This window comes from Mariniflexile litorale (assembly GCF_031128465.2).
Classification (GTDB): domain Bacteria; phylum Bacteroidota; class Bacteroidia; order Flavobacteriales; family Flavobacteriaceae; genus Mariniflexile; species Mariniflexile litorale.
Genome location: NZ_CP155618.1, coordinates 3334572 through 3361570, shown reverse-complemented (window position 1 = coordinate 3361570; position 26999 = coordinate 3334572). Strand labels below are relative to the sequence as shown.

Annotated in this window: 18 protein-coding genes and 1 tRNA gene; 8 read left to right on the top strand and 11 right to left on the bottom strand. The window is 31.7% G+C overall.

The window, feature by feature from the left end:
- The 3 genes from QLS71_RS14145 to QLS71_RS14135 form a co-directional block, all read right to left on the bottom strand.
- On the bottom strand, positions 1–3750 hold the full coding sequence (locus tag QLS71_RS14145) for a DUF3857 domain-containing protein (protein WP_308993363.1): 3750 nt from the start codon (positions 3748–3750) through the stop codon (positions 1–3).
- Between the two features lie 25 nt (positions 3751–3775).
- The gene (locus tag QLS71_RS14140) at positions 3776–4969 is read right to left on the bottom strand and encodes a DegT/DnrJ/EryC1/StrS family aminotransferase (protein ID WP_308993364.1); all 1194 of its coding nucleotides are present in this window, start codon (positions 4967–4969) and stop codon (positions 3776–3778) included.
- Between the two features lie 120 nt (positions 4970–5089).
- Positions 5090–5719: an NAD(P)H-dependent oxidoreductase gene (locus tag QLS71_RS14135; RefSeq protein ID WP_308993365.1), complete on the bottom strand. Its 630-nt coding sequence runs from the start codon at positions 5717–5719 to the stop codon at positions 5090–5092.
- A 143-nt stretch (positions 5720–5862) separates the two neighbouring features.
- On the opposite strand from QLS71_RS14135, the gene QLS71_RS14130 reads away from it, so the two are divergent.
- A tRNA-Ser gene (locus QLS71_RS14130) sits at positions 5863–5947 on the top strand.
- A gap of 189 nt (positions 5948–6136) precedes the next feature.
- Here QLS71_RS14130 and QLS71_RS14125 read toward each other — a convergent pair.
- The 3 genes from QLS71_RS14125 to QLS71_RS14115 are packed head-to-tail and all read right to left on the bottom strand — an operon-like array spanning position 6137 to position 8223.
- Positions 6137–6862: a transposase gene (locus QLS71_RS14125; protein WP_348636634.1), complete on the bottom strand. Its 726-nt coding sequence runs from the start codon at positions 6860–6862 to the stop codon at positions 6137–6139.
- A gap of 34 nt (positions 6863–6896) precedes the next feature.
- Positions 6897–7850 (bottom strand): transposase, encoded by a 954-nt coding sequence (locus QLS71_RS14120; RefSeq protein WP_348636626.1) that lies wholly within the window; start codon positions 7848–7850, stop codon positions 6897–6899.
- 19 nt (positions 7851–7869) lie between these two features.
- On the bottom strand, positions 7870–8223 hold the full coding sequence (locus tag QLS71_RS14115; RefSeq protein ID WP_308991875.1) for a transposase family protein: 354 nt from the start codon (positions 8221–8223) through the stop codon (positions 7870–7872).
- 285 nt (positions 8224–8508) lie between these two features.
- On the opposite strand from QLS71_RS14115, the gene QLS71_RS14110 reads away from it, so the two are divergent.
- Together QLS71_RS14110 and QLS71_RS14105 are read left to right on the top strand one after the other, a co-directional pair.
- Positions 8509–9885 carry a hypothetical protein gene (locus QLS71_RS14110; protein WP_308993918.1) on the top strand — a complete coding sequence of 459 codons (1377 nt, stop codon included), beginning with the start codon at positions 8509–8511 and terminating at the stop codon, positions 9883–9885.
- A gap of 32 nt (positions 9886–9917) precedes the next feature.
- Positions 9918–11108 (top strand): hypothetical protein, encoded by a 1191-nt coding sequence (locus QLS71_RS14105; RefSeq protein WP_308993917.1) that lies wholly within the window; start codon positions 9918–9920, stop codon positions 11106–11108.
- A 6-nt stretch (positions 11109–11114) separates the two neighbouring features.
- Here the strand turns inward: QLS71_RS14105 and QLS71_RS14100 are convergent, their stop codons facing one another.
- Complete coding sequence (locus QLS71_RS14100; RefSeq protein WP_308993916.1) at positions 11115–12176, bottom strand: phosphatidylinositol-specific phospholipase C1-like protein; 1062 nt, start codon at positions 12174–12176, stop codon at positions 11115–11117.
- 368 nt (positions 12177–12544) lie between these two features.
- Between QLS71_RS14100 and QLS71_RS14095 the strand changes: the two genes are divergently transcribed.
- The gene (locus tag QLS71_RS14095) at positions 12545–15592 is read left to right on the top strand and encodes a TonB-dependent receptor (RefSeq protein ID WP_308993915.1); all 3048 of its coding nucleotides are present in this window, start codon (positions 12545–12547) and stop codon (positions 15590–15592) included.
- Positions 15593–15595: 3 nt separating this feature from the next.
- A complete protein-coding gene (locus QLS71_RS14090) occupies positions 15596–17356 on the top strand; it encodes a RagB/SusD family nutrient uptake outer membrane protein (RefSeq protein WP_308993914.1) in 1761 nt (586 codons plus the stop codon).
- Positions 17357–17657: 301 nt separating this feature from the next.
- On the opposite strand, the gene QLS71_RS14085 is transcribed toward QLS71_RS14090, so the two are convergent.
- From QLS71_RS14085 to QLS71_RS14070, 4 genes are all read right to left on the bottom strand, one after another.
- Complete coding sequence (locus tag QLS71_RS14085; RefSeq protein WP_308993913.1) at positions 17658–18614, bottom strand: HipA domain-containing protein; 957 nt, start codon at positions 18612–18614, stop codon at positions 17658–17660.
- Positions 18611–18928, bottom strand: a complete 318-nt coding sequence (locus tag QLS71_RS14080; RefSeq protein ID WP_308993912.1) for a HipA N-terminal domain-containing protein — start codon at positions 18926–18928, stop codon at positions 18611–18613. Before QLS71_RS14080 ends, QLS71_RS14085 begins: the two co-directional genes overlap by 4 nt.
- Positions 18900–19139, bottom strand: coding sequence for a helix-turn-helix transcriptional regulator (locus tag QLS71_RS14075; RefSeq protein ID WP_308993911.1), 240 nt, complete (start codon positions 19137–19139; stop codon positions 18900–18902). The genes QLS71_RS14080 and QLS71_RS14075 overlap by 29 nt, the downstream gene beginning before the upstream one ends.
- A gap of 359 nt (positions 19140–19498) precedes the next feature.
- Positions 19499–24310 (bottom strand): RecQ family ATP-dependent DNA helicase, encoded by a 4812-nt coding sequence (locus QLS71_RS14070; protein WP_308993910.1) that lies wholly within the window; start codon positions 24308–24310, stop codon positions 19499–19501.
- A 629-nt stretch (positions 24311–24939) separates the two neighbouring features.
- On the opposite strand from QLS71_RS14070, the gene QLS71_RS14065 reads away from it, so the two are divergent.
- From QLS71_RS14065 to QLS71_RS14055, 3 genes are all read left to right on the top strand, one after another.
- Complete coding sequence (locus tag QLS71_RS14065; protein WP_308993909.1) at positions 24940–25326, top strand: STAS/SEC14 domain-containing protein; 387 nt, start codon at positions 24940–24942, stop codon at positions 25324–25326.
- 75 nt (positions 25327–25401) lie between these two features.
- Entirely contained in the window at positions 25402–26385 is a 984-nt protein-coding gene (locus QLS71_RS14060) for a helix-turn-helix domain-containing protein (protein ID WP_308993908.1), read from the top strand.
- 101 nt (positions 26386–26486) lie between these two features.
- The gene (locus QLS71_RS14055; protein ID WP_348636557.1) at positions 26487–26924 is read left to right on the top strand and encodes a MauE/DoxX family redox-associated membrane protein; all 438 of its coding nucleotides are present in this window, start codon (positions 26487–26489) and stop codon (positions 26922–26924) included.
- Positions 26925–26999 lie beyond the last annotated feature (75 nt).

Sequence of the window (26999 nt, the reverse complement as noted above, 5' to 3'; positions counted from 1 at the left end):
TTATTTATAGCCAATAAACTCTTTTTCTGCTTCTAAAATAGATTTTACATATACTTTAAAAGCTTCATATTCCTCTACAGAAATGTTTTCTAATGATGGTTTTGCATGCATGTTTATTTGTAAATGATTTTCTTCTACTTTAGTATATACTATTTCGTATAGATGATCTTTAAAGGTTAGTTTTTGATTTTTTGGAATTTCTGTAAAGCTCATGCCTTCATCTATGAATAAATTATAGGTATTAAAATATTCATCAAGATTTTCATATTGAATATATTCAATAGGATAGTGTCGCTTTTCAAAACTTATAATATCACTAGTATATGGATGAGAAACCACAGGTAATTGAAAGATATTGATAGAACCAATTTTACTTGGTTTTTTATCTAAAGTGATGTTGGCTGTATATTTAATAGCATTATCATCGTCTATTCTTTCAATGTTAATTAATTCATCTAAAACAAAATCATCTTCAATCTGGTTATTTAAATCGTCATAAACAGATTTTTTAACTACCTCAGGATTAGGTTCTTCTAAAATACTGGCATAGTATGAATTTATATGTCCCGTAAATTTAGTATCAATGGACATGGTTACTTTATCATTATTCACTTTAATTTTAACATCATTTGTAAATACAGATGAATCTCTCAATACATTATCTAACTTAAATAAATCATATTTTATAGTGGTGTCTGAATGAAATGGAATTTCTAAAGCTGTTGCCCCTCTTAATGATGTTGGTAACGATTTAAAGGGCAAATATTTATTAGTGAGCTCTAAAAACTGTTCCTTACCATCAATTTCAACTTTGGCAATACAATGATTAAAATCTGTATTTGGTAAAACGATTTCATTTCTACCATAATCTGAAGTTAAAACAAGTACCAAATTTGCTTTAAGCTCTGCCATATTTGCCAAGGTTACATATAAGGTTGAAAAATCTTTACAATCACCTAAACTTGTTTTAATGGTTTTAGATGGTTTTTGAGGCACATAACCACTTTGTCTAAAACTTACATAACTATATGTGAAATTATTTTTTATATAGTTATAAATAATTTTAGCTTTTTCTTCTTCTTTTAAGTGCTTGTAGCCCTTAGGAAATAAAGTGTTAAAAACATCCTTAACCCTTGTGTCTACTTCAACACTAGACCTTACCAAATCTGAATACCACATGGATATATCATTCCAATTAGAGATGGTACTTATATGTAAGTATTTTGCAACATCTACTGTACTTGGCATATAATATTCTTCTTGTGGTATTTCTGGTAAATTCTCTACTTTCCATTCATACAAGTCATAATTTTCTAACTTAGAAATTTTTGGTTCTAATGCACCATTAATAGTTTTATAAAAGAGTTTATGATTCTTTGGTGTTATAATTTTTAATGAAGATTTTAATGTAGGATGAAACGAATCGAACATAAAACTATCTGTATAATCTTTATAAAAACGTCCTGAACTCAAAAACGATCCTTCATAATCGATATAGATAACATCACCAACGGCCAACCCTTTGAATACCAGATTTGAACCACTTTTATCTGCAGGTACAATGCTACCATCTGGTTTAACTATTTCTGATTTTACAATATGATAACTGCCCGAAAGGTCTAAATTATACTCTTTAAAAAACTCTATACCGTTATTAGAAGTAACCTCGTAAAGGATAATAAAACGATACTTCCCTCCTCCTTCATTAAACAACTCTATATTAGAATCATCATTTAAAATATTATAACCATAATTATTAGTTAAGGTTTTCCCTCTATTTAATCCAATAAACTTATAGACATCAGTAAAAGAAATATCATTTAAAACATTTGTTTCACTTTTTAAATCTTTAATTTTCTTTCTTAGTTGACTATTACCGCTATCGTGCTTTAATGATTTTTCAAATGACGCTAAAGCATTTTTTTCATCATTTAACTTAAGAAGTGCATCTCCTTTTAACTCAAGCAATTTAAATGAATAGGGATAATTTTCAAGCCCCATATTTATGTAGTCTATAGACTCTTTATAATTTTGGTAATTATGTAATTTTTCAATTATTGGAATGATATAAGTATTATCTGAAGAAAAGTTATTTAAATCTTTTGAAATAATTTTTAACGATTTATCTTTTTCTTTCCTATTAGCATAATAGCTGGATAATGTTGTGATGCCTGAATAACTAAAATAATTAGTGTTTATTTCTTCTAAAAGTTTAATAGTCTTTTCATCTTCATTTAATAATGATCCGTATAAAGGAGCACAACGCAATAACATTTTCACATTGTTTTTAGAAACCTTAAACAAATCGTCCAAATTTTCTCTTAAAGCCTTCATGTCTTCTTTTCTGGCGTTATATATGAAATCGGACATGTGAACAAGCATTTTGTTATCTACAGATTTTTTAAACTTTTCTAAAAATATTTTTAATTCAGCAACGGTCATTCTATTTAAGTCGCTAAACTCTATAATTTTATATACAAGAGGTAAATAATAATCGGGATCATCTAGCTCTATATTCTTTTTTAATTCATTAAATGATGTATTATCTCCTTCAAACAAATAGGCTTGAATGAGTATTTTTCTTATTAAAGAACTTTTAGGATACTTCGTATAAAATGGTTTCAAAACATTTTTTGCTTCCTCATATTTTGAATTTCTTAAATAGGTGTTTGCTAAACAGTAACTATAAAAGAAATTGTTTGGATTTTCTTTTACTTTATTCTTGAAATACACTTCAAAAGTATTATCAATTACTTCCGGATTTATTTGATTTAAAGTTGACGCATTATAAGGCTTAAATTCTGAACTATATGATAAATTTGCATTTGGGCTACCATCTTCATTTAAAATACTTGTTATAAAATAACTACCGTAACCACTTTCAGCTAGTTTTAAAAGTAATCTATTTTCACCTTTAGGAATTGTTACTAGAACTTTATAAGCATTCAAATCGGTAGAAACATCTTCATTGTTTTGATAAATTAAAACATCATTAAGCCATAGTTTAAAGGACGATCCACTACCTATTCTAATAATAGCACGTTGTTCTTCTTTAGCCGATAAAAATGTTTGTGCATAATTTACCCCAGCGCCATAAGACTCATGATTAGTGAAAAATTGATACGCTTCTTTGGTGCTTTTTGATGTATACCAATTAACAAGTCCGTTGCTTTTAGCATCAAAAGGTGTTTTTGAATAGGCTTTAGATTCGGGCTCATAATACCTATCTAAACCACTTTCATTTAAATTTTCAAACACACCACAATATTGCCAATCTTTAATAGATGGAATAGAATCATTTAAAGCAAAATATTTATCCCATGCATTATTCTCTCTACTTACAACAGAATTTAAATAACTAAGAGCATCTTTTATATCTTGATTTTTAATAGTACTTTGAGACACTGCTTCTAATACATCCTTATTTCTCTTATCAAAACCAGTTTCTAAATAAACATCAAACACATACGATTCGTTCCATAACGCATATAAATAATATTCAAAATCAGGTTGTTGTAAAAATGCTTCCGTAAATACGGGATGCTCAACAAATTTCCCCATTTCTTCTCGCAAAATTTCATTTGTAATTAGAAACTCTAAGTCGTTATTTTTTTCTGATTTTAGAATTTTATCAGCTAAAACTCTATCGTTTTTAAGAAGTGCTTCCCAAAATTTATCCTGTTTATTTTGTGAAAAAACCTGAGCAATATTACAAACAAGAACAAAAAAAACGAGTAATTTATTTTTCATATAATTTAAGTTTTGATAGGAATTTTTATAAAACAGACTTAATAATTTCAACCATTTTAGAAGCTCTGGCTTTTACCTCGGCTTCTGTCCAAGATAATTTTATTAAGCATGAAATATTTCTACCAATATAATGGTCTGATTGAGGAAATTCTTTAGTTTTAAGATACTCTAATCCTGTTTTTACTTCTGCTGGAATGGGATATAATGATTTTAATTCCTTTAAATGATTCCATTTACGAATGTAATGCCAATTGTTATTATAATACTGAAAACAAGCATCTACACCTTGGGTTTTAAATGCTTCTGAAACTTTTAATGACCTTTCTAAATCAGGTAAAAAGAAGTTTAAAAAACTATAGTTTTCTTCACCTCCTTCGGGTACGGTTCTAAAACTTACTGTGGGTATTTGAGATAGAGCCTCTCTTAAAATCGTATAATTTAATTTTTGAATTTTTAAAATTTCGGGCAAACGTTTTATTTGTGCTAAACCAACCGCTGCATGAAGCTCTGAAATACGGAAGTTATACCCTAAAAGCGGATGTGCTTCTGCGCCTCTGTCGTTTCCAGCATGGTCATGACCGTGATCACTGTAATGATCGGAATTGAGATAATAACCATCATTGTTTGTTATTACTGCTCCGCCTTCTCCACAGGTGATGGTTTTAACAAAATCGAACGAAAAACACCCTAAATCACCAATACTTCCAAGCGGTTTGCTTTTATAGGTAGCTCCAATGGCTTGACAAGCATCCTCTATCAATAATAAATTATGCTTATTACAAATGTCTTTAAGTGCATCTATATGCCCCATGCTACCACACATATGCACGACCATAACTGCTTTTGTTTTTTGGGTAACGGCACTTTCTACTGCTTTAGGACTGAGTGTTAAAGTGTCATCTATATCTACCAAAATAGGTATGGCACCGAGCATCATAACAGCTTCAAAACTGGCAACAAAAGTAAATGTTGGTAAAATAACCTCATCGCCTGCTCCAACGCCTGCTGCTGCTAAAGCTACCGATATCGCTGCTGTACCACTGGATACTAATTGTGCATGATTTACTTGAAATGTGGATTCTAATGCTTTCTCTAATTCTTTGGCTTTCCAATGGCCATTACGCATGCCATCAAAACCATAACGCATTAGGACGCCATTTTCTAAAACGTCGTTTACTTCTTTTTTTTCTAAATCTCCAAATAATTCAAATCCTGGCATATTTATATTTTTTAGTACTTATTTGTTTGCGTTAGGGATTGAGGCCTTGTTGGAGCTCCTCGCAGAGAGCGACTGCCGAAAGCCCGACCCTTGTGGTAACGCCCCAATATTTTGTTTTATTTATAATTCTATTACTGCTTCATTAATTGATTTTCTTACTTTGGCAAAGCCAGCAAACATATCGGTTTCGTCCCTATAACCTACGGGTAATAATAAAACTGATTTTAAACCCATTTTATTTAATTGTAACGCTTTGTCGATGGCTTCCGGCGAAAAACCTTCCATTGGGCAAGAATCGATATTTTCTACGGCACAAACGGTCATTAAATTACCCAATGCAATATAAGCTTGATTCTTGGACCATTGATGGCGTTGTGAAATGCTCATCGTCTCCATCATATTAACGAGGTCTTCTCTATAAGGTTTTAAAATGGTTTCTGGAGTATTTCGTATGCTTTTGATATTATCGTAATAAGCAACAACATCTGTATCTAAAATATCCTCTTGCATACAAATAACCAATAAATGTGAAGCTTCTAATACTTGTTTTTGATTATAAGCATGTGCAACAAGGGGTTGTCTTAAGGTTTCACTCTCTACAATTATTAGTTTAATGGTTTGTAAACCGAAGGATGTAGCTGTTAAATTAAATGCTTGTTTTAAAATATCTAATTTTTCTGAAGATACTTTTTTGGTAACATCGAACTTTTTGGTAGCGTAACGCCACTTAAGTTGCTTAATAATATTCATTTATGAGTTTTAATTTTTACAAAAATAAGCTAATAGTAAAAGCATGAAAATTTATTTTTAAAAAATTAGTATTTTATTTGAAAGAATTAAAAAAGGGTTCTATATTTGCACCCGCATTCAGGGATACCTGATGAGGCACTCAAGGAGAAATGGCAGAGTGGTCGAATGCGGCAGTCTTGAAAACTGTTGAGGGTCACACCTCCGGGGGTTCGAATCCCTCTTTCTCCGCTGAAAATAAACCCTAATAATTGAAAATCAATTAGTTAGGGTTTTTTATTTAATATATTAGCCCACTATTAGCCCATATTTATAATGGTTCTTTTAAAATAAATGATTATCATCAAGAAAATGAATAAAAGTTGTGTTTAAGCAAAAATAGTGGTTAATCTAATTTAGGATCAAGGCTAAAAGTTGTGTTTAAGCAAAAATAGTGGTTAATCTAAAAAGGAAAAATTCTATATTTTTGACACCTCTAAACTGGGCTCTAAAGGCTTTTATCTTTGCGTTAAAAGATTCAGCAGAAGCATTTGTACTTCGATTGATGAAATAGTTAAGTATAGATCTATAGTTTAGGGTTATCGTATTTGCTATTGTATTGAATGCTCTAAATCCAGATTGTTCAACATCTTTATACCAATGCGCTAGCTTTGTGTATGCAGTTTCTACTGATTTTGCTGTATTGAAAATATTTCTAAGGCCTTGAACTAGGTTAAATGCTAGTTGGATATCAGGATATTGATCGAAGAGTATTTTGCTTCTCTGGTATTGATTTTCCGTCCAATTAGAGGGTGCTTTGTAGAGTAAATACCTGCTTCTTGCTAAGAGTTGTTTTCTGGTATCTCCATTATCAAAGACCTCTTGTTTATAGGTCTTGTGATTTGCTCTGGCAAGTTTTATGTTTTCGTTTTCTAGATCTATGGCGTCCCACCTATATTTGATTCTTATATCTTGTAGTGCTTCCAAGGCTAATTTCTGTACATGAAACCGATCAGTAACCTGTATGGCTTTTGGGAAACATTTTTTAGCGATAGTTTTCATTGAGTTAGCCATGTCTAGTGTAATCTCTTTAACCTTCGTTCTTTTCTTTGCTGATAATTTAAGAAGCTGTTCTATAATAGGTTCTACTTTAGTGCCAGAAAAAATGGCAACGATACTGGATCAAGGCTAAAAGTTGTGTTTAAGCAAAAATAGTGGTTAATCTAAAAAGGAAAAATTCTATATTTTTGACACCTCTAAACTGGGCTCTAAAGGCTTTTATCTTTGCGTTAAAAGATTCAGCAGAAGCATTTGTACTTCGATTGATGAAATAGTTAAGTATAGATCTATAGTTTAGGGTTATCGTATTTGCTATTGTATTGAATGCTCTAAATCCAGATTGTTCAACATCTTTATACCAATGCGCTAGCTTTGTGTATGCAGTTTCTACTGATTTTGCTGTATTGAAAATATTTCTAAGGCCTTGAACTAGGTTAAATGCTAGTTGGATATCAGGATATTGATCGAAGAGTATTTTGCTTCTCTGGTATTGATTTTCCGTCCAATTAGAGGGTGCTTTGTAGAGTAAATACCTGCTTCTTGCTAAGAGTTGTTTTCTGGTATCTCCATTATCAAAGACCTCTTGTTTATAGGTCTTGTGATTTGCTCTGGCAAGTTTTATGTTTTCGTTTTCTAGATCTATGGCGTCCCACCTATATTTGATTCTTATATCTTGTAGTGCTTCCAAGGCTAATTTCTGTACATGAAACCGATCAGTAACCTGTATGGCTTTTGGGAAACATTTTTTAGCGATAGTTTTCATTGAGTTAGCCATGTCTAGTGTAATCTCTTTAACCTTCGTTCTTTTCTTTGCTGATAATTTAAGAAGCTGTTCTATAATAGGTTCTACTTTAGTGCCAGAAAAAATGGCAACGATACTTCCTTTTTTACCTTTGGCTTTTTTGTTGGTAATGATGGTGTAGAGTTCTCCCTTTGACAAAGCAGTCTCATCAATAGATAAATGGCTTCCTATATTTTCAGGAAAGATGAGATATTGTTTTGCATGTTTCTTCTGATTCCAGTCTTTAAAATCACTTAAATAATCTTTATACTGACGTTGTAGTTTTTTACCATCAACGCCATAAAAATGTCCTATGGTATGACAATCTGAAGCTCTAGTATTGATTAATTTCTTTTAAAAAAGCAGCGAACTCTGATGTCATACGAGTTCCCTGTGCTACTAAGTTCCAATCTCTCTGCACGACTTGTTTGGTGGTCTTGTCTAACCATCTGCGACGCTTAACATGCAGGTAAACTGTATTGCCTCGTAAAGGAAAATCTTGGATGGTTACTTCTTTATGAAAACCATGCGCAATTAATGTGCGTTTAGATTCTTCTTTAGGTGTTGCATTTTGTTCTTCAAAGTAAAGATGCATGACTTCGCCATTTTTAGTATGCTTTACAAGATCAAAATGGTTGATTAGAAATTCAGGTAAAATAAGTTTGAGTAGTTCTAGATAATGGTCCAAAATCTTTTTTTTGCAAAAATCCGAAAACTATAGGTAATTCACACACAACTTTTGGTCATGATCCCTAATTTAATCAACCGATATAAGAAGTATTCAGTATTCCTGACTCCCCTAAATTGTGATCTAAAATCCTATCCTTTTATATTTCATGGACACATTTCTTTCTTAATTAATTTTCACTCCTTTATTAATAATCCATATTTAATCTTTAATTAATAATTAAGAGAACTACTAATAGTATTTTCGAAAATTAAATGCATTCTAATTTTCAAATAAAATCTGTATATGTTTTCTTTTCGACTGTTATTTTTTATACTATTATTAGCTGCACGCCTTTTATATGCTAAACAACCAATTAAAATACATTCACATAATGATTACGAGCAACTTATACCTTTTTGGAAAGCTTATAATTGTGGTTTAAGTTCTATTGAAGTCGATGTATTTTTAAAAGACAACACATTATATGCTACTCATACTGAAAACATCATTAAACCAAACAATACCTTTGAATCTTTATATCTTAAACCGTTAAGTAAAGTATATTCAACACATCTTGGTAACGAACATAATTTACAATTACTTATTGATTTAAAATCGGAAGCCTATTCAACTTTAGAAGCAATAGAAAGCGTACTAAAAAAGTATCCAAAACTCACAAATAACCCTAAACTTACTTTTGTTATATCTGGATATAGGCCTTTAGTAAAAGATTATAAAAACTACCCAAATTATATCTTATTTGATTACCAAAGTTTAGATCCTATACCAACTGAAAGTTTTAACAAGATAGCTCTTATCAGTTTAAGTTTTGGCAAGTTTTCCTCTTGGGACGGTATAGAAAATGTATCTAAAAGTGATTTAAATAACATAAAAGCTCTTGTTAATCAAGCTCATACTTTAAACAAACCTTTTCGTTTTTGGGGAGCTCCAGACACAAAATTAGCTTGGAAAACTTTTAACACTATGGGGGTTGACTTTATCAACACCGATCATCCCTTAGAATGTTCTACTTATTTTAAAACAATTTTAAAAACAACTAATGATGTAAAAATAGGGTTCATATCCGATATTCATTTTCAAGATATCTACGGTCACTTTTCTGATAGTGACTACAATGGCATATTTAATGAAAAAACCAATAAATATACACTCTTACGAACTATGGATGCTCAATTGCATTCTACACGTATTTTTAATGAAAATTACTTTGCTCTTTTTGCTGTTTTAGATGATATGGTTGATAAAGGCATAAAATATGTAGCCTTACCTGGTGATTATACAGATGATGGCCAACCCATACACCTTAAAGGATTACAACACGTTTTAGAACACTACAGAACAACCTATGGCATGCAATTTTTTATTACCACAGGAAATCATGACCCTGTTGGCCCTTTAGACCAAGAAGATGGTAAATCTGATTTTATGGGTGTAAATGGACAACAACAAGGAATTTATAGTACATCTAACATTAAGCAGCAAATAGAAGGTGATTTACCCTATATAATTTCAAATGACATAAAAAAAGCGGGGTATAATAGCGTTTTCAATTATTTAAAATCTTTTGGGTTCTTTCCTGCTGAACACTATTTATATTATATTGGGCTACACCTTTTTCTAATTATACACCAGAAACTTATACTTATAAAAAAGCTTTAGAAAATGCGCCTATTGAAAAAAGAATGTATAATATGCTACCTACATACGCTATCCCTGATGCTAGTTATCTTGTAGAATTTACACCCAACGTATGGTTGTTAGCTCTAGACGCTAATGTTTATTTACCAAAAGACACAATAAACAACAATGCCTTAGACCCCATGAACTATAAGGGAGCAAGCATTGGATATAACAATGTAATTAACCATAAAACACACCTAATTAATTGGGTAAAAACGATAACAAAAGAAGCAAAACGATTGAACAAAACATTAATTGCTTTTAGCCATTACCCTATGGTTGACTTTAATGATGATGCTTCTGAGAATCTAAAATCTTTTTTTGATGGTAACAAATGGCAATTAGAGCGTGTTCCAGAGGAAAAAGTGGCGCAACTATTTGCTGATGCGGGAATTACAATTCATATAGCTGGACACATGCACATAAACGATACGGGAGTTAGAACTTTTCCAAAAGGAAAGTCGTTAGTTAACATTCAAACGCCCTCTATAGCTGCTTACATTCCTGGTTATAAAATTTTAAAAATTAAACCAAGTAATCAAATAGAGGTTAATACGGTTACAATTAATAGTGTTCCTAACTTCAACAACCTATTTTCTTTATATGAAAAGGAATATAACTATTTAAAACAGCATAAAAAACCAGTATGGAATCATGATATCCTGAAGACTGATTCGTATCGCGATTTTACCATGTTTCATTTAAAAAAACTTGTGCGTATACGCTTTTTAGAAGACGATTGGGTTCCTCAGTTTAAAGATTTCATGCTGAATGTTACAGGAGAAGACTTGCTTTTACTACCTTTTTTAGATTCTGAAGTTGAATTTAATACATTTATAAACCATAAAAGCCTATACAAAAGCAACTGGAAACAAGCCAAAACAAAAGCTAAATTAGCTTTAAAAGAAACTGATTACACATTTCAAGATTTTAAATCTTGGAATGGTTTTGATATCATTTTTGATTTTTATCGAGTTCGAAATGCTGACATTTTAGCCGTTAATGATATTGGGGCTAAACAAATTGCATTATATAAATGGCTTTTTAAAAATTACAAAAACAATTTAACGTATAAAAACACAGATTTAAACAAGCAAAAGCTACTAGAATTTTATCATATTTTCTATCAATTTTTAAATGGGGCACCTTCCAACAATTTTATAATTGATTATAATACTGGTGCTTTAAAAAATCTTGATTAATGCTCGCTATTTTGCAGTTACAGGATTTTTTCTCACAAAAGTTTTGTTTTCAAATGAAACATGATAGTCACTTTTAAAAAGTTTACTAGGTACATAATAATCGGTTGTTATTATTTGTGCACCCGAATTTTTTGCTGCTTCAAAATGTGTATAATCATTAGATCTGGCCTGTATAGTATTCGCATCTGCACGTGTTCTAATAATATATCCCTTTTGAACTAGGTTTGGAATGTTCTCATCTTTAGGGTTATTCAAAATCATAGTAGCAGCTTCGGGTGTTCCTGCTTTAGCATTTATAAATAATACCCTGCTGTTTAAAGAAGGATGATTTTTTACATAAAATGCTTGTTTTTCATCATCAGCATCTAAAATAAATAAGAATTTACCTTTAACATCTTTTACTGCAGGCCAATTGTTATGTAAAACTGCTTTTTCCAAAGTCGAATAATGCCCTCTAACATCATCTGGTGTAATAAGATGTTCTTTCCCTAAATGTTTAGTAATTGTAGCATCTAATTCGTCGTAAACCATCGTTGTAAAAGGTTCTGCCGCGGTGCCAAACATATTAGCTTTATCTTCTTTGGGTTCTAAGGTTATAAAAATAGGTTCATGATTGGGATGTGCTTCCGACCATTTTTTTAAATCATCTAAACAATCAGAAAACAAATCATACTCACTTCTAAAATCAATATCCATAACATGAAACATTTTAAAACCAGGTATATTCATTTTTCCTTCTAAATCATAGCTAGGTTGGTCTTTAACCAAATCTAAACCTTTTGGGTGTGCAAAACGCCCACCCTCAGCATCTGCATATACATCTAATTCCAAGTTACGTAAGCCCATATCTAATTGTTGTAAAATAGGAATATGCTGGTATTGTAAAGCATACATACGGTTTGTGCTATCTTTTTCAGTCAAATAGTCAAAAAGCTTCGGATTAATAGCTTTCTTATAGCTATTGTGAGATCCAATAACTTGAAGTTGATTTATTCTTAAAGTATCTTGTTGAGCACTTCCATAGGAAAACATCAAAAAAAGAATTAAAGCAAATCTATAATACATCATACTGTAAAATTTTAGACAACGAAAGTAATTGATGTGAGTTAAATAGATGTTATCTAAATGAAAATATAACATGGTTATTTGATTTTTTTAAACTCAATTAAAATATTAGTAATCAATTACATATGGTTTACCATTAATAAATCACACTAAGATTCTTTTAATAATTCTATAACATTCAGTTAAAACATTCTTGCTCATTTTTTTATTTTTTAGCACTTCGTTACAAACGAATACTTATAAAAAAAACTCTCACTAAATTCTCTAACCCTATGGATTAAACAGTATTATTTACAAATTAAAAAAACCGCAATTGCTACGAACAATTACGGTCTAACCATTAAGCATTGTAAAAAACAAATCACTTAAAAATGTATAGTAAAATTAATTATTTCAGATTAAAAAACACAGTTTTTTTAATTTTAACCATCCTATTGTGTCCATTAGGATATTCAAGTAGTAAAACATTAATAAAAACAGGCTTTTTTAATGTTCCAGTTCAAAAAACAATTAACGGCAAAATTTTGGATGAGGCAGGAATACCTTTACCAGGAGCTAGTATTTTATTAAAAGGTAGTACGAGTGGTGCTACTACCGATTTTGATGGTAACTTTTCCATTCAAGCAGAAATTGGTCAAACCCTTCAAATCTCTTTTTTAGGATATAAAACTAAAGAAATTGTAATTGATGCCAAAGTACTAACCATTGCTTTAGAAATGTCAACAGCTTCTTTAGATGAAGTTTTAATTGTAGGTTATGGAAGCCAAACAAAATCAGATGTTACCGGAGCTCTTGCTCAGTTAAAAGCAGACGATTTCAAACAAGGCGTTAACATATCGGCAGATAATTTAATTCAAGGTAAAATTGCAGGTGTACGCGTTGTGGCTTCTAGTGGAGAACCTGGTGCAGGATTAGATGTTTCTATACGTGGTGTAGGATCTATCCGAAGCGGAAGTACTCCATTATTTGTTGTAGACGGAGTACCTTTAAGTAACGAGAGTGTAAGTGCTTCTAGTCCAAATTTTGGACTTGGAAATTCAAGCGCAAAAAACCCTTTAAATTTTCTTAACACCAGTGATATAGCATCTATTACTGTATTAAAAGATGCTTCTGCAGCAGCTATTTATGGAGCAAGAGGTTCTAATGGAGTTGTTATTATAACAACTAAGCAAGGAAAAACAGGTGATGCTTCTATTACTTTAGACTCTTATATGAGTGTTGCTTCGGTAATAAAAAAGATTGATGTTTTATCTGCCAGTGAATTTCGAAATGCTATAACAGATAGTGCTTATGACCATGGTGGAAGTACCGATTGGCAAGAGGAACTATTCCGTGATGCTATTACACAAAATTTAAACTTTTCTTATTCAAAAAAAACAGAGAGTGGTAACTACTACACATCATTATCATATATGGATCAAGATGGTATTGTTGAAAGTAGTGGGTTTAAAAGAACTACAGCACGCTTAAATGCTGAAGAATCCTTTTTTGATAGAAAACGTTTAAAAGTAAAGGTGAATTTAACAGCTAGTCAAATTAACGAAACTGGTGTACCTAATGGTGCTGATGCCGGTTCGGATGGACAATTAATTATACACAGTTTAATTTCTAACCCAACACAGCCAGTATTTGATGCCAATGGTAATTATATAAACTTCAATTTAAACCAAAATTATAACCCTATGTACTTGTTACATATTTATGATGACCATACACAAACACTGCGTGTTTTAGGAAATATTGAAACAACTTTTAGAATTGTTAATGGACTAGAGTATAAATTCAATTATGGAATAGATCGCTCTGTTTCTGAAAGAAATTCTACTATCTATCCTAATTTTACAGACAGAACACCAGATGGTGCTTATGTACAAAATAATTTAGATTCAGAAAGTATTTTGATGGAGCATTATTTAACCTCTAATTTTAGTTTTGACAAAAATAATTTTGAAATCTTAGGAGGGTTTTCTTATCAAAAATTTAATTTTTCAGGAACATCTTTTTCTATTACAAATATTGATGATATGGGTACTGGTGTTGCTCCAGAATATGATCCAGGATATTCTGGAGAACAATCTGGTGTTAGTGGTTATGCACAAGAAAACGAAATTCAATCTTATTTTGGTCGATTGAATTATAATTTTGATAATAAATATTTATTAACAGCATCTTTAAGAGCCGATGGTTCCACCCGTTTTGGTGAAAATAACAAATATGGCTATTTCCCTTCTTTTGCTTTAGGATGGAACTTAGATAAAGAATCTTTTTTTAATAATACAGACGTTATCAGCCAATTAAAATTAAGAGGTAGTTGGGGACAAACAGGTAATCAAGAAGTACAAAATAAAATTACCCAAGCAAGTTATTCTCAATCGGCTTCTGGAGGATATTATTTGTATGATGATTATAATTTAGTTAACGGCATTGTGGTAAATAGAACTGCAAATCCAGATTTAAAATGGGAAGTAGTTACACAATTAAATATTGGAGCAGATTTTAGTTTATGGAATAATAAATTATACGGTTCTTTAGATTATTACAATAAAACAACTACCGATCCTATTTTAAATATTCCTTCAGAACCTTTAAGTCCTACGACTACTGTTTGGAAAAATATTGATGGTAAAATAGTAAATAAAGGTTTTGAATTCACCTTAGGTTCTGAAATAGTAAAGACTGATAATATTACATGGTCATTAGATTTAAATGGAGCGACTTTAAATAATGAAGTGCAAGACCTACCTGTAACCGAATTATATTCGGGTAGCGTTGCAGGCCCTGGTTTATCGGGTGTTGCTGCTAATATTTATAAAAGTGGTTACGAAGCTGGTTCTTTCTTTATGTTGAAACACTTAGGTTTTGACGAGAATGGAAATGATATGTTTGAGGATTTGAATGAGGACACCGTTATAAACAGTGATGACCGTCAAATATTTGAAGGTGCACTTCCAAACTTTACTTTTGGCATCAACAGTAACTTAAATTACAAACGTTGGAATTTAAATCTTGCGTTTATTGGTCAAACAGGTGGTTTATTGGTAAACAACACCAATTTAGCCTTAAACATCAATAATATAGCTTCAGATAGAAATGTACTATCCGAATACTATAATGCAGGTGCAAGCTCATCTAATACCGTACAGCTTTCTACTCTTTACCTAGAAAAATCTGATTTTATCCGTTTAAACAATGCACGTTTAGGCTATTCATTTAATACTGAAAGCCTTAACATCAATTGGTTAAAAGGTTTAAATCTTTATGTAAGTGCTCAAAACGTATTTACAATTACAAACTATTCAGGTTTTGATCCTTTAGTAAACAGTCCACGATCAAGCGGTGGTAATCAATCTATAGGTATAGATTACACAACATACCCATCATCTAAATCTTATATGTTAGGTGCAACTTTAAAATTATAATTTATGAAAATTTCAAATATATTATTAAAAATAGCATTCGCTATAATTTTTGGTGCAGTATACAGTTGTACTGATTTAAGTGAAGAAGTAATAGATGAAGTCATTGGAGGTGAAAGTTCAAATCCAGAAAGTGCTATGGCAGCAGCTTATGGACAGTTAGCAAATGGTACATTTGTAGACCACGGCAATGTATTTGGTTTACAAGAATACCCAACGGATGAATGTATGCTTCCAACACGTGGAAGCGACTGGGGTGATGGCGGTAAGTGGCGAGCATTAACCGAATTCACATGGGGAACAAGCAATGCCGCCGTATCTTCTACATGGAATAACTTAACAAGTGGAATCACAAAAACGTTAACTGCTATTGAGTCTTTACAAGAAAATCCAGATTATGAAAATTATGATTTATTTTTAGCGGAAGCTAAGGGCTTATTAGCTTTTTATGTATATAATACTTTAGATCTCTTTAACCAAGCACCTTATAGAGATCCGTTTTCTAACGATGATTCCTTAGTAATTCTTCAAGCGGAAGATGAAATTGATCATTTAATTTCAGAGCTTGAAAGTATTATTCCTAATCTAGCAAATCTTGGAGAGCAGCAAACTTATAATGGCCGATTTACAAAGCAAGCTGCCTATGCGCTACTTGCTGATATGTACCTAAATAGAGCAGTTTTTAAGGATAGATATAATACAACATCTGCATTTAATTTTACTGAAACTGCAGTAGATAATAATGGTACAGATATGGATAAAGTAATTTACTATACATCATTATTAATAAATGGTAGCTTTAGCTTAGAGAGTAATTACTTTGATAATTTTTCTATAAATAATACAGGTGGATCTGAAATTATTTTTGCAGTAGCTCAAGAAAATGATAATATTAGAAGTAGTGATAACGATTTTGCTTATATGTCTGCAGAACGGGGCCAAAAACAAACCGCTGATAACAGAGGTACCAATGCCTCTTGTGTAGAACCTGAGTTTTATCACACATGGGACGGAAACCATGAAGATCCGCGTTTCCATAGATATTACCAATATGCCGATGGTACTTGGTTTATGAACAATGGCACTACAACTAGTGTTCCTGCTGAAGATATACGACCTGATACGGGTAAATACTGGTTTCACTTTAATAGAGGCTTACAAGTAGGACAACAATATGGACCTACACTTGATGGTAAAGGTGGATTTAACATGACTAGCGATGGTAGAATTGCAGTTAGCATGTTATATATGGAAAAAAGTACCCCTACCCCCATGGATTTTACACCCGAATTAAATTTTGATAACCCATTGCAAGCTGTATTTTCACAAGATCAAATCAACCGAGGTGTTCGAAACTTTAAATGGGAATTTGATCCTGAATACGGCAATGGCACAAGTGCTGTAGATATTCCTTTATACCGCTTGGGTGGGATTTATTGCATGAGAGCTGAAGCTTATTATCGTAGTGGAGAACCAGGACTTGCATTAGCTGACATGAATATGCTTCGCACCAGTAGAACCAGAGAAGCTCTCTTTGGTAATGCATCTGGTGTAGCTATTCCTTCTCTATCAGAAGAAATTCTTTATAATGAAATTGGTTTTGAAATGTATTGGGAAATGTACCGAAGAAAACAAATGATTCGCTTTGGTACTTTTGATAAAGCTTACACAGCAAAATCTGTAACAGAACCCTATTTAAGAGTTTATGCTATTCCTCAAGCAACCATTGATGTAACCGATGGAATAACACAAAATTTTGGATATTAAATTAAAAGTTAAAAACCCCGATTTTAAGTCGGGGTTTTATTTTTCTATCAAGTATATTATAAAAATCTACAGTAAAACACCAAACTTGAAGAAAAAAAGTGAGCATCATTAAGGTTCATAAGTCATTTCACCATATTAGAATAAAATATTAAATAACATTCTTCACCTAATAAAACGTTTAAATATGATAGTACTGTTTTAAAACACATTAAGAATTTGTATTGGGAATTATTTTGTTTCTCTTTTTGTTGCTATTTTTTTTAATACTTTAATTTTATTTCAATTAATGTTTGTTTAAGGGTTATAGATAACTTTTTAACTCTAATTGTTTTGCTCTATTTTCTATAATTCCTCTTAAAGCACTTTTGTTTTCATCACTTAAAAAGCTGCAAATAATCAACTCCTGCCACTCTTCCATCCCTTTTTCTATACGTTTCCATAAGTTTTCAATAGCCTTTGCAGGGATTTGTGCTTTGGTCATAGATTCATTAAAATCTTGACGTTTAATTTTACGTTTTTTCCCATTGAGGTTTAGTGCTAATTCTTCTTGATCTTCTGTAATTAATAATTTAACCGCTACCATATCATAGGCTGGTGCCAAGGCATAGTGTTTACTGTCTTTTGCTATGAGTGAAAAGTTTTTTAAATGCATATCGTTATTTCCAATTAGGAAAGAAACAATCACTTGTTCATAAAATTTAACCACATCCAGCAATGGGTTTTGCGCATAGGTTATAATACCCTTTGCAATTTGTTCGTAAGAACCACGATATTTATGCTCTGTGAGTCGTTCTGTGAATTGGCAAGCATCTTCCATTGGGTATTTTTCGTTTTGTGCAGTACGATCTATACGCTTGGTTAAATAGGCTAAAGCTCCATCTTTTAATGGGATTAATAAAAAGAATACGGTGGCTATACCACAAGTTTGAGCTAATAACATGGATAGTGCCTCAATTTCGGGCATTTGTGGATACGTATGAAATGGTGGTTTTAGTATATATCTGCCATTTAATGCACCTAGAATAGTTAACCTATTTAGAGCGTTTTCTTGGGTGAAACCCAATGATAATTTTGGTTGTACACCTGTAACAATGATGCGTTGTGCTACATTTTCTTTTGCCAATGCTTCTATTTGAGACAGCTCATAATCTAATTTTAGTACAGGCGTGTCTTCTTGCCAAAATGATGCTAAACAGTTTTGATGGTAGTTTATTTCTCCATCTTCTAGTTTTTTATGACATGCTAAACAGTAGTTCATACTTTTTCTATAATACTAACATTACCAATACAATCTCTACAGGTGGTTAATAATAAGCCCATGCGGTCTCTTGGATTTATTTTCCAATTTTTATGTGCGATGTCTAATAACCAACCTTCAGGAATTAAACCATCAAAAAATGGAAATAAATACTCTGCATTAAATTCTTCTTCTCCTAATGGTAAAGTCAAACTTATAGCTAGTGCGTTTTTATTTTCTAAATATGCTTTGTCATACTTGAAATAATAACCATTATCGTCCTCGGTTAATATACCTGCTAACGATTTATTTACCCATATTTCTCCTTGTCTCATCACTTATAGGTGTTGGTGTTAGTGTGTGCCCAAAAAATAATAGTACCTGGTTTACTTTATCGGTCATTACATTTGGTTTTCCTTGTTCTAGTTCGCGTACAAAACGTAAGCCTACACCCGTGAAGTCTGATAACTCTACTTGTGTTAGATTTGTTTTTTTACGTCTATCCCTTACAAATTGGGCTATTGCATTTTCTCTATCCCATTCCATTATATTATACCTTTAAGGCTGCAATATAGTAAAAATATTAATAAATTATACCTTTTTGGGTATAAAACAACTATTTTAAACATAAATCATACCCTAATGGGTATATTAAAAGAAATTAATCATTTTATCTATGACGCTAAAAAAAGTAAGTTATCCAAGAATGATTGTGTTAAATCGACAGAATTAAATTTTTACTCAAAGGTAATAAGCGTTTAAAAAAAGTGCAATACTATTAGAAAGTGAAAAATTACAATTCTCATTAACATAGTTATAATCGATTTTAAATAGTGCCATAAAATCAAATCTATATTATAGGTTTAAAGGGTTAAGGAATAACTAACTATTTTCAATAATTTCAATTATCTTCCTATTTTCTCAAACCTTAATCTGGGTAAAACAATCTTATATTCTTCGTTATTATCTTTATTATACCAATAGACAATATATTCAACACTTGCCTCAATCAATTGATATCCTTTTTGAAGCATTGGATTGTATTGTTCTGCAACAAACTTCCTTGAAAATAGTAAAAGATTTCCTTGTGTTTTTTTTTGTAAACCAGGTACCTCGCTAAATTCAAAAACTTTAACATCCTTTTCAAGTACATCTCCTGTTTTAATAGTCCTCAATATCGATAATGGTACTGGATAGTTCTGCGAACTTAAACTAATATCTCTATGGCTTAAGATCATTTCATAATGCAATGGTTCATGCAGTTCTCCTTCAAATTTGCTTCTAGTAATATTCTTTGATTCAATTCGATCAAAGAAGTTTACATTAGTATGTATATGTAAAGTCTTTTTAGCCCTTGTACTGGCAACATATAACAACCTCCTAGATTCACTTGAAGTATAATTATAATCCTCAACCATCATATATACATGATCATACTCCTTGCCCTTAGCTTTATGCATGGTTGAAACTACTACAATTTCTGAATCAGCTTTTATGGCATCCTCCATATTAATTTCTCTACAAAACTCCCGCCAATCTACTAAAAGTTTCTTTTCTGGATTAGAATAGTCAAACTTCTTAATCAATTCTATACATGTTTGATAATGCAAAGAATCTTTAAAAGTTTCTCTAAACCAATCAATAGTTGGCTCCCAATTAGATTCTAAAATAATCCCCGACTCTCCAATATCTTTACTTAACTGATGGTCAAAACTTCTTATTTCAAATAAATCTGAAACACGGAACCCTTCAAAACCTGCCATTAACCTTACCATATATCCCAATTCTTTTAGCATAGAACAAATATGCAATGCTTGTATATTTGTTCTTGTTAATACGGCTTTACTACCAAGTAAATGAACTTCATCCAAATACTCAACTAAGGGTTTCTCTAAATATTTTCCATTGTATTTAACAATGTTAACACTTCCTTCCCCTTTGTTACGGTTAGCGGTTAATCTTTGGGTTTTAAGTCTATTCTTAAGGTAATCTAAAAGATGATTATTAAATTCTACTATTTCTGAGTTACTTCTATAATTCTTCGGGAGTGTATACAAAGTCGCAGCGTAGTTTTTCTTAAACTTACTCATAAAAATATTCGAAGACCCCCTGAAACTATATATATTCTGATCATCATCTCCAACTGCTATTACTCTTGGTTTTTCAGCTTTTTCAATTATCAATTCTATTAATTCCCATTCTTCTTGATTAATATCTTGAAATTCGTCAAACATCAGAATACTCTTATTTTCTATAGATGTAATATCTATTTCTTCTTCCTTAATAGCTTTGATACAATCTTGGATTACATTTTGTGATTTGTATAGATCTCCTAGTTGACCTAGTAATTGAAAACAAAAACCGTGAAATGTTGTTATTCTGATTAATCCAGAATATTCTGGAACTAGATTCCTCACTCGATGTTTAAATTCTAAAGCAGCAGCTTTTGAAAATGTAAGCATCATAAATTGCTCAGGTTTTATATCTTCGATTAATAATAAACTAGCTATCTTATGAACCAAAACTTTCGTTTTCCCACTTCCGGGTCCCGCATAAACCAAAATATTGTCTGATTTATTATCTTCAATAACGTTACTTTGATCAGTATCTAAATCACCAATAATTTCCACAAAACGTTTAGGGGTAATTGACCTTTGTATTTCTTTTTTCTTACTATGCGGAAAATATCGAGCTAAAAACTCTTCATAATCTAAAGTAAAGTAGTCATTAACATATGCTAATGCCGATTCGTAATTTTGAACACATTTCTTAGCGTACTCCCCTACAATATGGATTTGTTCTGTCTTATGGAGATAAAACTCTTTTATTTTACTGTAATTGTCTACGGTAAATACTCTCTTACTTCTATCTACATCAGAAATATTTAATTTGTTATAGGATACCATGAAACCACCCTCTAACTTAATCGTTTTTATATCATTTAAGTATAACAAGCAGGTTTCATATTTTTTAGTATTTTCCTCTACTAAATTTCCCATGAATTGGTTAGATTCTTTCAATTCAAGTAGTGAAAAAGAAACTGGTACTTCGTCTTTTATTTCATTATGAGTCTTATTGTTATTTGCCAAATTCTCCAAATAGCCAAAAGTTGCTAGTGATAAATCATGTCTCCAGTTTATGTCCTCCTTTAGTTCCTCTTGACTAATAAATTCTATCTCATAAATATCCCTTTCTCTATCTTTTCTATTCTTTTTCACAAATCGTCTCTTGTCCCAATATGTAAGAAGAGATCTAATGTGTTCAACACTAGACTCAATAATCCCATTGTCTAATAACTTCTGGTTTAGTTCTCTTAAAGGAATTACTAATTTTCTTGATTTTATAATTTCCAATATTCCTTTTTCAATTTTCAAAAAAGCATCTAAAATCTTCTTTGATCCGTTTTTGGATTGAAGTAAACTTAAAAATGCTGTTAAATCCTTAGCATCCCCTAGTATAGAATGATCCCTTAGCATTCGGATGACATCTTGAATTCTTTTAGTATTCAACTGAGTAATATCTGCGAGATAATCTATCCTTGTTTCATTATCAGTAATTATCCTCTTTAATACTATTGCACAGTCTTTCTTATCTTGATCGGTTATTCTATTACTATTTCGAAGTATTTCCTGTCCACTTCCAAAACTTTTCACCAATAGACTGTCTGCAAATACTCTAGGTGAATTTAAAGATCTAATTAAAAAGCTCTGTTCTTCTAATGCAGAAATAGCTGTTTTCACTTTAGTTTCAAGGTCCAACATCTCTGCATCCCAACCAGATTTTTTGGCGATTTCTAGTGCAGATTGACTAATTTTATCCTTGTATTTTGCTTGACCTTTAATTGCTCTCCATATGTCTTTTATCTCCTTATGGTTAAGTTTAGTTTGCTGCAATAAACTAAAATGCTTATTTAAATCTTCTTCACTATATAAGATATAGCACTTTGCTTCAATTTTCTCATCTCTTCCTGCCCTTCCCGCTTCTTGCACATAATTTTCGAGTGAATCTGAAATATTATAGTGAATAACTGTCTTTACATTGTCTTTATCAACTCCCATCCCAAAAGCAGATGTCGCTACTATGATTTCCTTTTGCTCATTGATAAAGGCATCCATGTTAACCTTTTTATCTTCCTTATCTAATTTACCATGAAAAAAAGTAGAATCAAAATCAGCCTCGTTAATCAAAGCGCTAACTTTCTCTACTTGTTTAGTTCTGGAAGCATATATAATAGCAGGTTTTTCACAATCTTGAAGGATTCGAAACAAATGATTCATCTTTCTATCGGGGTCTTCTACATTAACTACTTCATATGAAAGATTCGTCCTTCCTTTGTTTGTAACAAACTCATCCAATTCAAGGCCAAGACGATCTTCAAAGTAAAATTTTATATCTTTAATAACTTGAAGTTTTGCTGTTGCAGTAAAACAAGACACTGGTATTTGAGAAATATTTTTTTCGGCTTCTATTTTTTTGATGAAGTCGGCAATGAATAGATAATCAACTCTAAAGTCTTGCCCCCAACTAGAAAAACAGTGAGCTTCATCTATAACTATTCGACCAACCGAACGACTAAGTATTAATCTAAATATTGAAGGAGACCTTAATGATTCAGGTGAAAGATAAAGTAAATCGGCTCTTCCATCACTCACCATTTCAACTGCTTCCAGACGTTCAAGAGGAGATAATAAACCATTTATCGCTACCGCTTTTGTAATACCGAATCGATCTCTTAAATTATCTACTTGATCTTTCATTAGTGAAATCAATGGTGAAATCACAATGGTTAAATGCCTAGTGGACGTACCTCGCATCAGAGCAGGTAATTGGAAGGTTAACGACTTTCCTCCACCTGTTGGAAATACTGCTACGAACGATTTATTTTGTAAACCCGCTCTGACCGCTTCTTCCTGTAGACTTATGCTTCTATGCTCTTCAAATTTCTTAAAATCATTGTAATTGAAATATTCTAGTAATGCTTTTCGAGGATTCAATTTGTTTGAACAATAGTGACAATTAACATTATTGCAAGATTCAAAACGAATTTCATTCAGGATTTTTTCTGCATCAGGGTATTCGTGCCTAACCCATGAAGGTAATACAGCATCCTCATCACCTAATTTCAAAAGAGTAAAAACGTATGCTAAACCAATTGGGGATTGTTTTTGATAATAATCCAGATCAACATTGGAACAAATATGCTCTACCAATAAATCCCCTACACCTATTTCAACAATTTTAGAGTTATCGAACCCTGCCAATTCAAAAAAAACATTAAAACTTGCATTGTTTTTAAGCAGATTATAGTAAACACTTTTTTCTTTGACATCTAATTCATTGAACCTATTTAGTTCTTGTACTAAATAATTTTCAGTTAATTTACAGTCTGAAAGTGGATTGTTTACCTCAGATGCGTTTACAATTCTGTATCCTTTAGTAAGTTTGTGGTTTGGCCTTTTAACAAAAAGTAATGGAGACCATAATAAGGTATCTATATATTTTTTGTCAGAGAAAATTTGATCCCCTAGCTTATTTTTTAACTCTGGAATATCATGATTAAGTATATTATGTCCGCAGATATATTTTGTTTCCCTAATCCATTGCTCTAGCTTGCTTAAATTTCTTTCATGTAATTCTTGCCCCTTGAAAGTTGCTCCGTAATCCACTCTGTTTTTCTTCGGGTTAGTTTCAATGTCTATAAATAGGATATTTTGCATGTCATTTTATTTACTTTACCATTTCATTACTAAAAATCTGAACAAATTCTACAATTATGTTTAGAAAATTCATTAAAAGAAATCTGTAAATAGACTCAAAATTGGAAAGGGTTTTATTCTATCTCCTTATTAAAATTAAATTTCATTTGTTTTAGCCAATTTAATGCCTTAATAATAATTCTAAGGTGATTAAATATAAAGAATATTTTTAAAGAATTGTTTTATAAAATATGATTTTCAAAAAAAGGCTTACGAGGTTTATTAATTTATAAAAACAGACTAAGTTCCTGAGGGAGAATAATAACAATACATAAGAGCTCATTTTCTAACAGACCATCAAAAGTATATACGCATGTTACAACTACCGCTTTAAAAAAAATATAAACATTATGTTTATTATACCTTTGTTCCCATTCATTGAAGAAACGCACTCTGAAAGGAAAAAAATCGGAATATATAAACGAAATTAAAAAATTATGAAACGCCATCGTTCCATGCTCCCTTAGAGTCAACTTTTAATCCTTTGCAGGCAAATAAAACCCCGTATTGCATTGGTTCTAACAGCTCTATAATCAATGCGTTTGTTGATTATTTTGTAAGTTTATAATAAAAAAACCGTTTTCTACATCATGCGAAATTATTTTGAGAATGATTATACATCGTATAGGTTCCAAGAAGGTATATTGCATATTGTATACCATCAAGGAGCCAGCATCGATTTAAACGCTGCCGTTCAAATTGTTAAGGACAAATTGTTATTGCATGAAGGAAGGCTCTTGCCGGTATTATGTGATATTCGAGGTGTTAATGAAATTAATAAATCTGCAAGAGCTTATTTAGCTATGGAAGGTTCTACCCTCACAAAGGCTGTAGCGGTTATTGTGGAATCCCCTGTTTCTAAAATGCTATCTGAATTTTATATCCGTACGAGCAACCCTCCCATCCCAACACAATCATTTCAACGTATTGAAGATGCTTTATCTTTTTTGAATAAATTCATGACACATTCACATTGAAAATCGGGATATAACACCTGTTTTTTATTAAAATAAGGGCTCTCACACCATCTAGCAAACTATAATACTTAAGCTGTGAGTACCAAGAAAAAACAAAGAATACAACGAATTAACCAGATGCTATTGGAAATGGCCTCTGGCAACTTTTTTTATCGCTTAGAACGTACCGCCAAAAACGATAATTTTGAAGCGATTAGCATTTCACTTAATATGTTGGCTGAAGAAATACAGGAAACCATGCTACATCAAGGATATGTTAACTCAAATACCACCCTACTAGAAATTATTCAGATGAGCTTTATTATTGATGGGGACGGACGCATTGAAATGGTAAATCAGCAAGCTTGCAATATTCTCTCTGTACGACACACGGACCTCCTCGGAACCTTATTTACTGCTTTTTTAGTAGAAAAATCTCAAACAATATGGCAAAACACCTGGCATGCACTAGAACAAAACGAATTTCAAGACACTTCTTTGGAATTAACATTCAAAAGTAAAGGAAGCTTGGTGGTTCCTAAAACCTGTTATATCACGACATTTAAAGGTATAAATACAAATTCAAAAAAAACACTTATAACCATTATTCATCATACCACCCGTCAAGACCATTTAGAAAATGAGTTGAAACGCCGTGTCATGCAATACTCCCACAACCAAAAACAGCCATCAAACACCATCAAAACCAACCCACAAAAAACAAAACTTCGATTGAGTTTTGAAGATATCCGTAAAATAAGGGAAGGCCATAATAGTATTATTAACAATCTTGAAAAGGACTTTCCGTCTCTAAAAGATTTTGCTTTGCAATTAGGAACAAACGAGTTCAAACTAAAATATGGCTTTAAGCAATTATATGGCACTACCGTACACCATTTCTTGATGGCAGAACGTTTAAGAAAATCAAAAATGATGATTCAATTCACGGATCAATCCCTCAAGTCCATTGCGTATATGACGGGTTTTAAAAGTACGGCTCACTTTTCCAGAACCTTTAAAAAACGGTATGAATATACGCCAAGAGATTTGCGTAAAAATTCCTTAATCGGCGATAAATAAACAGCTCTGATGGTTTTTTCTAATTAAATCCCTTACAGTCAAATATTGATCCCTTATAAATTAATTTTTCTGTAGAACTTTACCCTATCAAATCAAAAGATATGAATCGTTCAAAAGCAAACTATCAGATAATAGCAAAATGGATACGTGTTCTCTATATTATCTTATTTGTGTATGCCGCTACCAGTAAGCTTCTCAATATCTATGCATTTAAAATACAATTAGATAAATCCCCCTTTATTTCCGCCTATGCCCATTGGATGGCTTGGAGCCTTCCATTCATAGAATATGTGATTGTGGGATTCTTTCTTTTCTCAAAATATATGTTATTCGCATTTTATGCTAGTTTCACATTACTAAGCCTATTTAGTATTTATATAGTCTCCGTTCTAAATTTCAGTGATTCCATACCCTGTGCCTGTGGAGGTGTTTTATCCTATTTGGGGTGGAAATCACATGTTGTATTTAACATATTCTTTATGGTGCTTGCTCTTATCGGGATATTTATAACACGCAAACACCAGAGTTATCCCGATTAAAATAAGACTACGTAGTACCAGGGGAAGACCGAAAACCTGTAAAAAAGAGTAGGTCATTAATTTTTAACATATCGT